This is a genomic window from Mesorhizobium sp. M0018 (assembly GCF_040323955.1).
GTDB lineage: Bacteria > Pseudomonadota > Alphaproteobacteria > Rhizobiales > Rhizobiaceae > Mesorhizobium.
Genome location: NZ_JAMYVL010000015.1, coordinates 130,791 through 143,163, shown reverse-complemented (window position 1 = coordinate 143,163; position 12,373 = coordinate 130,791). Strand labels below are relative to the sequence as shown.

General features: G+C 63.4%; 13 protein-coding genes. 7 read left to right on the top strand and 6 right to left on the bottom strand.

Going from position 1 to position 12,373, the window contains the following annotated elements; genetic code table 11:
* Positions 1-378 precede the first annotated feature (378 nt).
* From NKJ81_RS21440 to NKJ81_RS21410, 7 genes are all read left to right on the top strand, one after another.
* The gene (locus NKJ81_RS21440) at positions 379-2,256 is read left to right on the top strand and encodes an ABC-F family ATP-binding cassette domain-containing protein (RefSeq protein ID WP_352541646.1); all 1,878 of its coding nucleotides are present in this window, start codon (positions 379-381) and stop codon (positions 2,254-2,256) included.
* Between the two features lie 4 nt (positions 2,257-2,260).
* Positions 2,261-2,458, top strand: coding sequence for a hypothetical protein (locus tag NKJ81_RS21435; protein WP_352541645.1), 198 nt, complete (start codon positions 2,261-2,263; stop codon positions 2,456-2,458).
* Between the two features lie 42 nt (positions 2,459-2,500).
* Complete coding sequence (locus NKJ81_RS21430; protein ID WP_352541644.1) at positions 2,501-4,609, top strand: molybdopterin-containing oxidoreductase family protein; 2,109 nt, start codon at positions 2,501-2,503, stop codon at positions 4,607-4,609.
* A 56-nt stretch (positions 4,610-4,665) separates the two neighbouring features.
* Positions 4,666-5,364, top strand: a complete 699-nt coding sequence (locus NKJ81_RS21425) for a DUF2270 domain-containing protein (protein WP_352472615.1) — start codon at positions 4,666-4,668, stop codon at positions 5,362-5,364.
* Between the two features lie 187 nt (positions 5,365-5,551).
* A complete protein-coding gene (locus tag NKJ81_RS21420; protein ID WP_502904309.1) occupies positions 5,552-7,774 on the top strand; it encodes a cation:proton antiporter domain-containing protein in 2,223 nt (740 codons plus the stop codon).
* A gap of 372 nt (positions 7,775-8,146) precedes the next feature.
* Complete coding sequence (locus tag NKJ81_RS21415) at positions 8,147-8,380, top strand: DUF680 domain-containing protein (RefSeq protein WP_352541642.1); 234 nt, start codon at positions 8,147-8,149, stop codon at positions 8,378-8,380.
* A gap of 276 nt (positions 8,381-8,656) precedes the next feature.
* Positions 8,657-8,929: a DUF680 domain-containing protein gene (locus NKJ81_RS21410; RefSeq protein WP_352541641.1), complete on the top strand. Its 273-nt coding sequence runs from the start codon at positions 8,657-8,659 to the stop codon at positions 8,927-8,929.
* 110 nt (positions 8,930-9,039) lie between these two features.
* Here NKJ81_RS21410 and NKJ81_RS21405 read toward each other — a convergent pair whose 3' ends face one another.
* From NKJ81_RS21405 to purM, 6 genes are all read right to left on the bottom strand, one after another.
* On the bottom strand, positions 9,040-9,555 hold the full coding sequence (locus NKJ81_RS21405) for a SixA phosphatase family protein (protein WP_352541640.1): 516 nt from the start codon (positions 9,553-9,555) through the stop codon (positions 9,040-9,042).
* Between the two features lie 212 nt (positions 9,556-9,767).
* On the bottom strand, positions 9,768-9,896 hold the full coding sequence (locus NKJ81_RS21400; RefSeq protein ID WP_352541639.1) for a hypothetical protein: 129 nt from the start codon (positions 9,894-9,896) through the stop codon (positions 9,768-9,770).
* Between the two features lie 18 nt (positions 9,897-9,914).
* Positions 9,915-10,208 carry a type II toxin-antitoxin system RelE/ParE family toxin gene (locus NKJ81_RS21395; protein ID WP_352541638.1) on the bottom strand — a complete coding sequence of 98 codons (294 nt, stop codon included), beginning with the start codon at positions 10,206-10,208 and terminating at the stop codon, positions 9,915-9,917.
* Complete coding sequence (locus NKJ81_RS21390; protein ID WP_352457662.1) at positions 10,201-10,488, bottom strand: type II toxin-antitoxin system ParD family antitoxin; 288 nt, start codon at positions 10,486-10,488, stop codon at positions 10,201-10,203. Before NKJ81_RS21390 ends, NKJ81_RS21395 begins: the two co-directional genes overlap by 8 nt.
* Positions 10,489-10,547: 59 nt before the next feature.
* Complete coding sequence (purN, locus tag NKJ81_RS21385; protein WP_352501881.1) at positions 10,548-11,252, bottom strand: phosphoribosylglycinamide formyltransferase; 705 nt, start codon at positions 11,250-11,252, stop codon at positions 10,548-10,550.
* Entirely contained in the window at positions 11,249-12,313 is a 1,065-nt protein-coding gene (gene purM, locus NKJ81_RS21380) for a phosphoribosylformylglycinamidine cyclo-ligase (protein ID WP_352472623.1), read from the bottom strand. Before purM ends, purN begins: the two co-directional genes overlap by 4 nt.
* Positions 12,314-12,373 lie beyond the last annotated feature (60 nt).

The following is a 12,373-nucleotide window of genomic DNA, read 5'->3' as shown; positions in this document are numbered from 1 at the left end:
GCGGAGATCAGGCCCGCCGCACATCCAAGGATAGCCGAGTCTTTCCGCAGCGTCATGGTTGATAGCGTACAGACGGCACGCCCCTGTGGACAAACCTGCCGGCCACAGCAGCGTTTGTTCATCACATAGTTCGTTCTTCCCATGGAACAAACCAAGCTGCTGCGTGTTTGGATGTCGATCGGACGCTCCCAAGGCCGCCGTTCACGAAAGAGCCCGCTCTCCTTGTCCCCCCTCAGGATAGCGGGTTCTTTTTGCGTTTTGCGGGAAGTCGCGGCGCGCGGGGTCGACATCACCAGCCTTGTCGGTTTTCGCGGCTTATGCGGCGAACCGGGGCTCAAGCCCTTGCGAAGCATGGTTGTCCCGTGCAAAAGCCCGGCCATGCTGATCATCAACGACCTTTCGCTCCGCATGGCCGGACGCCTGCTTCTCGACCATGCCTCGCTGACCTTGCCGGCCGGCAGCAAGGCTGGCCTTGTCGGCCGCAACGGCACCGGCAAGACGACCCTGTTCAAGGCGATCACCGGCGATCTCGCCTCCGAGACCGGCTCGATCAGCCTGCCCAAGAACACGCGCATCGGCCAGGTGGCGCAGGAAGCGCCGGGCACCGAGGAGCCGCTGATCGAGATCGTGCTCAAGGCCGACCTCGAACGGAGTGCACTGCTCGAAGAGGAAAAGACGGCGGCCGACCCGCACCGCATCGCCGACATCCACATGCGGCTGGCCGATATCGATGCGCACTCGGCCGAGTCACGCGCGGCCACCATTCTCGCCGGCCTCGGCTTCGACGATGCCGCGCAGCGGCGCCCGGCCTCGTCCTTCTCCGGTGGCTGGCGCATGCGCGTCGCGCTGGCCGCCGTGTTGTTTGCCGAGCCCGATCTGCTGCTGCTCGACGAGCCGACCAATTATCTCGACCTCGAAGGCACGCTGTGGCTGGAAAACTACGTGTCGAAATATCCGCATACCGTGCTGCTGATTTCGCACGATCGCGACCTGCTCAACCGCGCCGTTAATTCGATCGTCCATCTCGACCAGAAGAAGCTGACCTTCTGGCGCGGCGGCTACGATCAGTTCGAGCGCCAATACACCGAGCAGCGTGAATTGCAGGAGAAGGGCCGCGTCAAGCAGGAAGCCGCGCGCAAGCACATGGAATCCTTCGTCGAGCGCTTCCGCGCCAAGGCATCGAAGGCGAGGCAGGCGCAGTCCCGCATCAAGGCGCTGGAGAAGATGAAGCCGATCGCCGCGATCGTGAACGACACGGTGCGGCCGTTCTCCTTTCCGGAGCCGATGAAGACGGTGGCCTCGCCGATCATTGCGCTGAACAACGTCAATGTCGGCTATGTCGAGGGTGCGCCGATCCTGAAGAAGATGACGCTGCGCATCGATGCCGACGACCGCATCGCGCTGCTCGGCGCCAACGGCAACGGCAAGTCGACCTTCGCCAAGCTTTTGGCCAGCCGGCTGAAGCCGGAGACCGGCTCCATGACCGTGGCGCCCGGGCTGAAGGTGGCAATCTTCGCCCAGCACCAGCTCGACGACCTCAGGCCCGATGAAAACGCCTATGAACACGTCCGCCGGCTGATGCCGGACGCGCCGGAATCCAAGGTGCGCGGCCGCGTCGCCCAGTTCGGCCTGACCACCGAAAAGATGAATACCGCGGCCAAGGATCTGTCCGGCGGCGAGAAGGCGCGGCTCCTGATGGGCCTGTCGGCCTTCGAGGGGCCGAACCTTTTCATCCTCGACGAGCCGACCAACCATCTTGATATCGACAGCCGTGAATCGCTGATCCATGCGCTGAACGATTTTCCCGGCGCGGTCATCCTGATCTCGCACGACCGCCATCTGCTCGAAGCGACCGCCGACCGGCTGTGGCTGGTCAAGGACGGCGCGGTTAATCCGTATGACGGCGATCTCGAGGATTATAAGACGCTGGTCACCGGCGTCTCCGGCGACCGCCGCGGCAAGCGCGAGGCGGACAAAGCCTCGAAGGCCGACCGCCGCCGCGACGCAGCCGCGCGCCGCGCAGCCTTCGAGCCGCTGGCCAAGGAAATCCGCGCCACCGAAGCGCTGATGGACCGCCTCCGCAAGCGCATCGACCTGATCGAGGACGAACTCGCCAACCCGGCCGTCTACGAAAAGGACCCGTCGACCGCGACAAGGCTGGCCAAGGAGCGCTCACAACTTGCGCAACAGCTGGCCGGCCATGAGGAAAAATGGCTGTCGATGTCGGCGGAGTACGAGGAAGGCACGGCGGAGTAGGACGATGTCGACAAAACTTTGGATCGAAGCTGCCAAGGTTTTGGTTGTCAATTCCGAAGCTGTCGTAAAATGCCCTGAGTGTGGAGACGGCAATCTGCTGGTCATCGACGCCGGAGCCGGATCATCGCATGTCGAGCGCCACATACATTGCCCGAAATGCGGCGCCTACAACGCCTTGCTCAAGCGCATTGATGGCGGGTAACTGGCCCTACACGCCGCCGCCATAAACGGCTAGTTTGCACCCATGAATCAGTATGCCAAGCTCAAAATCGGCCATTCGGCCTGCCCGCATGATTGCCCGTCGACCTGCGCGCTCGAGGTCGAGCTGCTCGACGCCAGGCGCATCGGCCGCGTCCATGGCGCCAAGGCCAACAGCTATACGGCCGGCGTCATCTGCGCCAAGGTCGCCCGTTACGCCGATCGCGTCCATCATCCCGACCGCCTGCTGAAGCCGCTGGTGCGGGCCGGCGCCAAGGGCGACGGCGCCTGGAAGGAAGCGAGCTGGGAGGTGGCGCTCGATCTGGTCGCTGAAAAATTCATCGCGGCGGAGGCAAAATACGGCTCGGAGACGGTCTGGCCCTATTACTATGCCGGCACGATGGGGCTGGTGCAGCGCGACGGCATAGAGCGGCTCAGGCACGCCAAAAAATATTCCGGCTTCTTCGGTTCGATCTGCACCAATCTGGCCTGGACCGGCTGGATGATGGGCGCCGGCGCGCTGCGCGGCCCCGACCCGCGCGAAATGGCAAAGTCCGACTGCGTGGTGATCTGGGGCACCAACGCCGTGGTCACGCAGGTCAACGTCATGACCCACGCCATCAAGGCGCGCAAGGAACGCGGCGCCAAGATCGTCGTCATCGACGTCTACGAAAATGCAACGATGAAGCAGGCCGATCTCGGCCTGGTGCTGAAGCCCGGCACCGACGGCGCGCTGGCCTGCGCGGTGATGCACGTGCTGTTCCGTGACGGCATGGCCGACCGCGCCTATCTGGAAAAATACACCGACGATCCGCACGGTCTGGAAGCGCATCTTAATACGCGGACGCCGCAATGGGCCGCAGACATCACCGGGCTTTCCGTCGACGAAATCGAGGCCTTCGCCCGTCTCGTCGGCACGACGAAGAAGACCTACTTTCGCCTCGGCTACGGTTTTTCGCGGCAGCGCAACGGTTCGGTCAACATGCACGCCGCGGCCGCGATCGCCGCGGTTACCGGCTGCTGGCAATATGAGGGCGGCGGCGCCTTCCATTCCAATTCGGGCATCTTCAAGCTCAACCAGGAACTGCTCGAAGGCACACGGATGCGCGACCCCGCGATCCGTCATCTCGATCATTCGCGCATCGGCCCGGTGCTGACCGGGGCTGAGGATGCGCTCTATGGCGGCCCGCCGGTGACGGCGCTGCTGATCCAGAACACCAATCCGGTGAATGTCGCGCCGGAGCAGCGGCTGGTGAAGCAAGGTTTTCTGCGCGATGATCTGTTTTCCTGCGTGCACGAGCAGTTCATGACCGACACCGCCAAGCTCGCTGATGTGGTGCTGCCGGCGACGATGTTTCTCGAGCATGACGACGTCTACAAGGGTGGCGGCAACCAGCACATCACACTCGGGCCGAAGCTGATCGACCCGCCGGAAGGTCCGCGCACCAACCATTTCGTCATCGAGGAGCTCGGCAAAAGGCTCGGTGTCGCCGATCGTCCTGGCTTCGGCATGACCGAGCAGCAGCATATCGACATCATTCTGGGCAAGCGCGGGCTGGGCAGCTTTTCGAGCCTGAAAGAGCAGAAATGGGTCGATTTGCAGCCGGATTTCGCGGCCGCGCATTTCCTCGACGGCTTCGGCCATGCCGACAAGAAGTTCCATTTTCGCGCCGACTGGACGGGCCAGGCCGCGCCCAACCGGCCACCGAAAAGCATGGGCCTGTTCGGGCCGGTGGCGAGCCTGCCGGAATTCCCCGACCATGTCGACCTGATCGAAGTGGCGGACGAGGCGCACCCGTTCCGGCTGACCACCTCGCCGGCGCGCAATTTCCTCAATTCGACCTTTGCCGAAACGCCGGTATCGCAGGCAAAAGAGCGCCGGCCGGAGCTGCTCTTGCATCCCGATGATGCGGCGGCACTCGGCGTCGCCGACGGCGGCCGTGTCGAAGTCGGCAACCAGCGTGGCGAGGTGGTGCTGCACGCAAAGCTGTTCGACGGCATCAAGCGCGGCGTCGTCGTCGCCGAAGGCATCTGGCCGAACAGCGCCCATGAGCGCGGCGAGGGCATCAACGTGCTGACCGGCGCCGATGCGCCGGCGCCCTATGGCGGCGCCGCCTTCCACGACAACAAGGTCTGGCTGCGCCCGGCGGATTGAGCGTCGGAACGATATCTCCATCCGGCCGTTTTCGCGTGGCGGGTGGAGGCATTGTCATGGCAGAAGTGTTGCCGGCGCCGGATCCCATCGGAAGGACACTGTCGTCCGGCGAACTCGTAACCACGATGTCCCACTTTCATCGCGCCGAGATTGCGCGCATGGCTGGGTGGCGTGACCGCCTGGACCGGACGAGCAACTGGGCGATAACCGTTGTCGCAGCAATGCTGTCCGTTTCGCTTTCGACAGCCAGCGCTCACCATGGCGTGCTGCTGTTTGCCATGCTGCTTGTTCTGCTGCTGCTGTGGATAGAGGCCCGCCGATATCGCTTCTTCGACTTCTACCGGGCTCGCGTGCGCCAGTTCGAACGGCACTATTTCGCGCAGATATTCTCGCCGCAGCCGGACTTCGCGTCCGATTGGCTGTTGATCGTCGGCGAGAGCCTGCGCGCGCCGAAATTCCTGATTTCGCAACGCATGGCTTTGGCGCGCCGCCTGCGTCGCAATTACATCTACATGCTGCTGATCCTGCTGCTGGCCTGGATCCTCAAACTGTCGACCCCCAGTCTTCTGACCGAAGGTGTCCGCATCGGCTTCGTCGGGTCGATGCGTGAGGCGGTCGCCAGTGCTGCCTTGGGTCCAATTCCGGGCGCCGTCATCGTCGTGCTGGTCGCCGTCCTCTATGCGGGCCTGCTGGTGACAGCATTTCTGACAGAGAGCGACGACGGCGAACTCTCCTTCGGTGACGTCCACGTCTAGCAACGCAACGCCCTGTCTAGCAACGCAACGCCCTGTCGCGCGTTGTTGGACACGTGCATTGGGCGATGGGGGTTTCATGGCTTGGCAGGCTCCGACACGTTCCAGCCTGGCGCTGCTGGTTTGCGCTTTCGTCCCGGGGGCGGCCTGGGCAGCGCAGACGCTCGTTGCCGGTACCCGGGCCTCCGGCATGGGTGGTTCGGGCGAAGGCGCTTTCGTCGCCGAGATCGTGCTTCTGCTGCTTGTCGGGCGCGGCTTGGGCGAAGTGCTGCAGCGTTATGGCCAGCCGGCAATCATGGGCCAACTGATCGGCGGCATCCTGCTCGGTCCTTCGCTGTTCGGCTGGCTGTGGCCGTCGGCCCAGCACCTGATCTTTCCCAGTGATCCTGCGCAAAAGGGCATGATCGACGCCGTCTCGCAGCTCGGCATCCTGATGCTGCTTTTGCTGACCGGCATGGAGACGGACCTGCGGCTGGTGCGCCGGGTTGGCGCGGCCTGTTTTTCCATTTCGGCTACCGGCGTCGTGGTGCCCTTCATCTTCGGTTTTGCGCTGGCGCAATTCCTGCCGGACGCATTGCTGGCTGACCCCACGCAGCGCACCGTCGCCGGGCTGTTCCTGGGCACGGCGCTGTCGATCTCGTCGGTCAAGGTCGTCGCCATGGTGGTGCGCGAGATGAACTTCATGCGCCGCAACCTCGGACAGGTGATTATTTCCTCGGCGATCATCGAGGACACGATCGGCTGGCTGGTCATCGCCGTAACCTTCGGCATCGCCACCAATGGCAAGCTACAGTTCGCGCCGCTGGTGACCACCATCGCCGCGGTGGCACTGTTCATGGTGTTCTCCTTCACCATTGGCCGCCGTCTTGTCTTCACCTTGATCCGCTGGACCAACGATCAATTCCGCAGCGAGTTTGCGGTGATCACCATGATCCTCATCATCATGGGAGCGATGGCGCTGATCACTAATCTGATAGGCGTCCATACCGTGCTGGGGGCGTTCGTCGCCGGCATCCTGGTCGGGGAATCGCCCATCCTCTCCAGCCATATCGAAGGTCAGCTTCGCGGCGTCATCACCGCGCTGTTCATGCCGATCTTCTTCGGCATGGCGGGGCTTTCCGCCGATCTCACAGTGCTCGCCGATCCAACCCTTGCCATGCTGACGGGCGCTCTCGTGATCATCGCCAGCATCGGCAAGTTTGGCGGCGCGTTCATCGGCGCCAAGCTCGCCGCCATGTCGCTCAAGGAAGCAATCGCCGTCGGCAGTGCCATGAACGCACGCGGCTCGACCGAGGTGATCGTCGCCAGCATCGGCCTGTCGATGAACATCCTGTCGCACAATCTCTTCACCATGATCGTCACCATGGCCGTGATCACCACCTTGGCCATGCCGCCGATGCTGCGCTGGGCGCTCGGCCGGCTGCCGGTTGGGCACGACGAGCAGCAGCGTGTCGAGCGCGAGGCGTTGGACGAATACGGCTTCATTTCCAGGCTGGAGAGGCTGCTGGTGCTGGTCGACGACAGCAGGATCGGCAAGTTCACCGCATATCTCGCCGGACTGGTCGGCGGAGGCAGCGGCATGCCCACCACCTTGCTTCGCCTGCCCACCACCTTGCTTCAGCCGAAAGACGGCCGAGTTGACAGGCCGACCGACAGCAAGGGACAGGAGCGCGCCCTCCAGGAAATCAAAAAGGGTGCAAAAAAGAGCGCTCAGGCGGTGAAACGGACCGAAGATACGCTTGTCGACAAAGTCCATCTGACGGCCCGCACCGAATTGGAAGCCACGGGTGAGACGATCGCCGAAGAGGCCCGCAAGGGATACGGCCTGTTGCTGGTCGGCCTGGACAATGTGCTGACCGCCGATGGCGCCTTCGCGCCGGCCCTCAACGATATTGCCGCAGGATTTGACGGCCCGCTTTGCCTGGTCCTGAACGGCGGCAATGCTGGCGAAAAGATGCCGACGCTGAAGGCCGGCACCAGCATTCTCGTCCCCGTCAACGGTACCCAGGTGGCGCGTCGCGCCGCCGACCTGGCGCTGGCGCTGGCCCGTCCAAACCGGGCGCGGATCAAGGTTCTCTACGTCTCGCAAAAGGCAGCCAAGGGCCGCAGGTCGACATCGGTGTCGCATAGCCGCGAAGAGGCCGTCCTGAAAGACATCGCTGATCTGGCGGGCCGCTACGGCCTGCATATCGACACAGCGTTCCATACCCGCGTCACACCCGACAAGGCGATCACCCGGGAGGCGGCCAAAGGAGCGGCGATCGTCGTGATGGGCGTCACCCAACGTCCGGGTGAGGACCTGTTCTTCGGTGAAACAGCCGGCGCTGTTTTAGCCGCCTGCAACTGCCCGGTCGTGCTTCTGGCCAGCGCGCGGCCCAAGCACGATGCCGCCGGCGCTGAGCTGGCAGCGTGAATTTCACGGCGCCCGTCGGCAGGAATGTCGATCGAGCCTCTGAAAGCGCTGATCAGCCAACCGTAAAACTACTCGAACCGAACGGTTCGGTTCTGCTGACAGAGCGTACAGGAAAGGGTGAACGCCGGCTCAAAGAATGTTCGCGCGGCAAATCACCACTGACCGCGTAACTAATTGAAATAAAACAGAATATTGTGGCAGAAGGGGACCTTATGCCGGATTTCAAGCGGCCAATTTGGCGCACCGGCACAAAATTTTCGTGATTGGAAACGACAGACTTGCCGACCCATCTCGGGGTGGTCCGAGCGACGCGAATTCCTCCCGAGGCACGCTACTTGACGGACAGACCAGAGAACTACCGGAGTACCCGAAATGACCAAGCTCGCTCTTGCCGCCGCCGCCATCCTCGTTGCCACCGGCACTGCTTTTGCCGGCAGCGACCATTATGGCTCGGACAACGTCAACCAGCCGGCTGCTACTGCTGCCAACGTCGACAACACCTTCACCGGTTCGATCCGCAAGCCGGTCACTTCCGAGCATACCGGTGCCAAGATAACCTCCGAGTCGGTGGCGCCTGAATCCGGCCAAGGCATCTGGGGCCGCTGATTATCACGGCCTGCAACACATAGAGCGGCGGGCTTGGCCCGCTACTCTTGCTTTCGCGTATCAACGGGCGTGTGCGCCGAATAGCATCCTGCGCCAATCGAATACTTTGATTTGCAGGTTTCATCTGTAGCCACAATCTCGGTTGCTGAAATCGTCCAGCAACGTGCACATCGGAAAAAGCCGGGTGCGTATTCGTCGGCGCGGACAGCGCTCTCATCTCGAATGCGTCGAAAGCAACGACAACTCACGAATGACCAGTACACTGGAGTACCTGAAATGACCAAGATTGCTCTTACCGTCGCCACCGTCGTCCTCGTCGCCACGGGCAGCGCCTTTGCAGGCAGTGATCACTATGGTTCGGACGGCGTCAACCAGCCGGCCGCGCCTGTTGGCAACGCGCCTGTCGGCAGCATCGACAGCGGGTTTACCGGTTCCATCCGCAAGCCGCTGACGACCGAGCACAACGCTGTCGACACCGAGGCGACGACCCGGTTCGGCGCGGATCAACCCGTAGTGCCCCAATCTGGCCGGGGCAACTGGGGCCGATAGTTCCTCAAACCCCGGAGCACGAAGAGCGGCGGGCTTGGCCCGCCGCTTTTGTTTGCGCGAAGCCGGGTTTGGTCGAAAGGTCGGCGATCCCCCGGCCTGTCAGGCAGTCGCTAGCGAATATCCTTCGGCCAAATGCAGTGCGTCAGTCGGGCGCTGCCGAAGGTGAGACCGGTCCAATCGCCGTCGACGTCGAACCGAGCCAGGCCCGCGGTGGGGTATTTTTCCGCCAGCTTCTTCAGCGCCGCTTGGTCCGATCCAGCCCCGGCAACCCCGCGCGCGAACTCCTCCAGCCCGGGATTGTGGCCAAGCACCAGCAGCGTTCCAGTCCCCGCCTTTACTTGCCGCACCTTGGCGAGGATGTCCGCCGCCGCTGCCTCGTAGAGCGCCTGGGAAAATTTGGCCTGCACCTTCGCCGGCAATTCCGCCGAGACCAGCCGCCACGTGTCGCGGGTGCGCAGCGCCGGCGACACCAGCGCCAGCTCCGGCAGCCAGCCGCGCCGGGCCAGTTCGCGCCCGACCAGTGGTGCTGCCTTCAGCCCGCGCGCGGACAGCGGCCGGTCGAAGTCGATGAGGTCGGGATCGTCCCAACTCGACTTGGCGTGACGCAGGAGCAGCAGTTGCTTCATGGATTCAACTCAAGTCCAAGGGATGTCGGGCTGAAAGTCTTTCCCATATCCGCCGTCATGTCTTGCACCTGTGACGGTATCAAAACTCGCCCAAAGTGCACCAAAGATGAACAGGCCTACACGCCCTTCATCTTTATCCCATCTGACCAAAATGTCTGCTTCAGTGATGGCCCAATCGCCCGATCGAACGTGAATTGCACCGACGACGGGACCTACTCCTCCGTCCTCGATCCGACAGAGATAAAAACATGCCGTGCACTTTTCGGATCGTCCGCCGCGTCGTACTCGAAGACGCCGGCGAGATCACGCTTTTGCCGGATCGCGCTGTCGAAAACGTCCATTTGCTTGTCCGCAATCTATCAAAACAATGCCGAGACATCGCGTGCGCCGTGTACGGCGCGGACGATCTCGACGCGCTGTTCGGCCAGGCGATAAAGCACGAGATAGTTGCCGATCGTCAACGCCCGCACCTCGGCAGCGATGTCGGGCCTCTTGGGACCGGATCCCGGGAATGTGCCCAATTGCACGATGCGCACGGCAATAGCATCCAAAAAGCGGTCCGCGGCAAGCGGGTTGTCCCTTGCAATGCCAAACCAAATATCGATCAGGTCGTCTTCTGCCGCCGGGCTGCGGACAATGCGGATGTCAGCCATTCCGCCGGTTTTTGCTGGTGTTGCCCAACCGGCTGCGGGCTTTCTGTTTTATGTCCTCGATGTCGAACGGCGCAAACGGACCGCTCTCCAGCCCTTCCGTCCAGGCTTTCCGCAACCGCTCCGCTTCGGCCTCGCGCAAGGGCTGGCGAAGCCGCCATTCGCGCAGTGCCTCGCGGATCACTTCACTTGCCGAACCGTACTGCCCGCTGGCCACCGCGCCTTTGACCATGTCCAGCAGTTCCGGGGAAAGCGCTACGCTGACTTTTTCGACTGTCGCCATCAAGCCGTCTCCTCACGAAAACGGTAGCAAAATTTGCTACCAAATTCAAGAACTGACTCTTACGGCGTTATCCGCGCCAGGTGCTCGAGATCGGTCTCTTCGCGCAGCGGGTCGGGCGCGATCACCACCGACGTGGCGTTGTCGGCATCGTCGGCGAAGCGCGAAAACACCGTGCGGCCGCCTTCCATTCGCGCCTTGCCTTCGGCGACCAGCCCCAGCGCCAGCGGATAGAGCTGGTGCTCGGCCTTGAGCACGCGCGCGGCCAGCGTGTCCTCATTGTCGCCGACCATCACCGGCACGGCGGCCTGGGCGATGATCGGCCCGTCATCCATGTCGAGCGTGACGAAATGCACCGTGCAGCCATGGATGCGCATGCCTGCGCGGAGGGCCCGCGCATGCGTATCCAGCCCCTTGAAGGCAGGCAGCAGGGCAGGGTGGATATTGATCATGCGGCCCTGCCACTTCTCCACGAAGCGCGCGCCGAGGATGCGCATGTAGCCGGCCAGCGCGACGATCTCGGCGCCGAACGACAAGAGGGCCGCATCGATCGCCTCGTCATGCGCTTGCTTGCTGGCATGGTCGGAGCGCGAAATCACTCTGGTGGCGATGCCGCGCGCCGCGGCGATGCCAAGGCCGGCGGCATTGGCGCGGTCGGAGATGACGCCGACGATCTCGGCCGGATAGGCCGGGTTGCTCGCCGCCGCAACCAGCGCCGTCATGTTGGAGCCGCGCCCCGAGATCAGTACGACCGTCCGTTTCCTCATAGGCCAATCGAGCCCCGATAGATGACGCCGGCATCGCGGCGCGGCACGATCTGGCCGATCGGCGTCACCGTCTCGCCGGCCTCCTGCAGAACGGCAGCGACCTGCGCCGCCTGGCCGGAGGCGACGACCAGGATCATGCCGATGCCGCAATTGAAGGTCCGCATCATCTCTTCCGGCGCGACGCCGCCGGTCTTGGCCAGCCATGAGAACACCGGCGGCACCTCGATGGCGCCGAGATCGAGCTCGGCCGAAAAATCCTTGGGCAGAACGCGCGGGATGTTTTCGGGAAAGCCGCCGCCGGTGATATGGGCCAGCGCCTTGATGCCGTGGGTGTTGCGGATCGCCTTGAGGATCGACTTGACGTAGATGCGGGTAGGTTCGAGCAGCGCCTCGGCCAGCGTCGCCTCGTCATTGAACGGCGCCGGATCGCCCCAGCCAAGGCCGCTTACGGCGACGATGCGACGGACCAGCGAAAAGCCGTTCGAATGCAGGCCCGACGAGGCAAGGCCGAGCAGCACGTCGCCCTCGACGATGTCGTCGGTCGGCAGCAACTGGCCGCGTTCGGCGGCACCGACGGCAAAGCCGGCAAGGTCATAATCCTTGTCGTGATACATGCCGGGCATCTCCGCCGTCTCGCCGCCGATCAGCGCGCAACCGGCCTGCCGGCAGCCGGCGGCAATGCCGCCGACAATCGAGGCACCCTGGTCGGGATCGAGCTTGCCGGTGGCGAAATAGTCGAGGAAGAACAGCGGCTCGGCGCCTTGCACGACGATGTCGTTGACGCACATGGCGACGAGGTCGATGCCGATCGTATCGTGCTTGCCGGCATCGATGGCGATCTTCAGCTTGGTGCCGACGCCGTCGTTGGCGGCCACCAGCACGGGATCGGTGAAGCCGGCGGCCTTGAGGTCGAACAAACCGCCGAAGCCGCCGATCTCGCCATCGGCGCCCGGCCGGCGGGTGGCGCGCACCAGCGGCTTGATCTTCTCGACCATGAGATTGCCGGCGTCGATGTCGACGCCCGCTTCGGCATAGGTGAGCCCGTTCTTGCGCTTGCTCATTTCCGGCGCCTGCTCATCTGTTGCGCTTGCCTGTCGCTGGTTTCATTCGCGTGCGGGCTC